The organism is Streptomyces sp. NRRL S-495 (genome assembly GCF_000966955.1).
Classification (GTDB): Bacteria; Actinomycetota; Actinomycetes; order Streptomycetales; family Streptomycetaceae; genus Kitasatospora; species Kitasatospora purpeofusca.
The window spans coordinates 1-967 of sequence record NZ_JZWY01000589.1; the positions used below are offsets into that span (position 1 = coordinate 1).

Below are 967 nucleotides of genomic sequence, written 5' to 3' on the forward strand. Positions count from 1 at the left end.
CTCGTGCAGGAACACCGCCCGGACGTCCCGGCCCGTCGCCCGCCCGAGGGCGACCGCCCGGGCGCACACGGCGAGGGTGAGGTAGTCGCCCTCGACCACGGCCGGGACGGGGACGGTCAGCCGGTTGCGCACCACGCCCAATGCGGCCGGCTCCAGTGCCTCGGCGGTGGCGATCTGCAGCTCCAGCACGCGGCCGGGCGGCCAGCTGTCCTCCGGCCGCTCGGGCGCCGTGGGCCCGTCGAAATGGTGCAGGGCCGGGTGCTGTTCGGCGGTGGTGAGCTCCTGGACGGCGGCGACCACGTCGTCGAACTCCACGACGAAGGCGCCGGTCGCCCCGGCGATCCGGGCGGCCGCCACGCTCTTCCCGACGCCGGAGGCGCCACCGAGCAGTACGAGCTCCCAGGTCCGTTTCGGCATCCGACGACACTATCGTGCGGGATCCGGGCGGATCATCCGGATTTCCCGGGCGGAACGGAACCGCTGCCCGCACCGCCGCGCCGGGCGGTGAGCACGGGCTGGTAGTACCCGCTGGATTCCGGGTCGTGCCAGCTGATGTCGGTGAAGCCGGCCCCGGCCACGAACTCCGTCAACTGCGAGCGCGTCAGCGCCCAGTAGGTGGTCCGGCGGACCCGGACGTCCCAGGTGTTCGCCGCGGGGACGAGCTGGAAGTGCTCCAGGTCGTAGCGCTCACCGTCCTCGTGCCAGTGCCAGAGCTGGAAGGTGATCACCTTGCCTTCGCTCGTTTCCGAGACCTGCGGAGGCGTCGTGGCCGGTCTGGCCCGCCGCGCCTCGTCGTAGTCCCGGACGGTGACCACCAGCAGTCCGTCCTCCCGGAGGACCCGCCCCATACCGAGCAGCGCGGTCCGGACGTCCTCGCCGGAGAGCAGGTGCGGCAGCGAGTTGTCCGCGCAGACGATCGCATCGAACGCCCCGTCCGCGAAGGGCAGCCGGCGCATGTCCGCCGCAA

Annotated in this window: 2 protein-coding genes; both read right to left on the reverse strand. The window is 72.7% G+C overall.

Annotated features, from left to right (window positions below; all coding sequences use genetic code 11):
* A partial coding sequence (locus tag VR45_RS28035; protein WP_045942643.1) for an AAA family ATPase occupies window positions 1-417 on the reverse strand: 417 nt, incomplete at its 3' end.
* A gap of 32 nt (window positions 418-449) precedes the next feature.
* Window positions 450-967 (reverse strand): class I SAM-dependent methyltransferase (locus tag VR45_RS28040; protein ID WP_045942644.1); only part of this gene is annotated, 518 nt, incomplete at its 5' end.